This is a genomic window from Pseudomonas sp. 2995-3 (genome assembly GCF_002742565.1).
In the GTDB taxonomy this organism is placed as follows: domain Bacteria; phylum Pseudomonadota; class Gammaproteobacteria; order Pseudomonadales; family Pseudomonadaceae; genus Aquipseudomonas; species Aquipseudomonas edaphica.
The window spans coordinates 1-498 of the sequence record NZ_LJSB01000155.1 but is presented as its reverse complement, the minus strand read 5'-3'; the positions used below and the strand labels follow the sequence as shown (position 1 = coordinate 498).

Below are 498 nucleotides of genomic sequence, written 5' to 3'. Positions count from 1 at the left end.
CGGTACATTTTCGGCGCAGAGTCACTCGACCAGTGAGCTATTACGCACTCTTTCAATGGTGGCTGCTTCTAAGCCAACATCCTGGTTGTCTAAGCAACTCCACATCCTTCTCCACTTAACGTATACTTTGGGACCTTAGCTGATGGTCTGGGCTGTTTCCCTCTTGACTACGGATCTTAGCACTCGCAGTCTGACTCCCGAGGATAAGTCATTGGCATTCGGAGTTTGACTGAATTCGGTAATCCTGTGGGGACCCCTAGTCCAATCAGTGCTCTACCTCCAAGACTCTTCCCTCGAGGCTAGCCCTAAAGCTATTTCGGGGAGAACCAGCTATCTCCGTGTTCGATTGGCATTTCACCCCTACCGACACCTCATCCCCGCACTTTTCAACGTGCGTGGGTTCGGGCCTCCATCCAGTGTTACCTGGACTTCACCCTGGACATGGGTAGATCACACGGTTTCGGGTCTACAACAACGTACTATGGCGCCCTATTCAGA

1 rRNA gene is annotated in these 498 nt (G+C 51.8%); it reads right to left on the bottom strand.

What is annotated here, in order from left to right:
- Positions 1-498, bottom strand: a 23S ribosomal RNA gene (locus tag AOA62_RS07605); the annotation flags it as partial.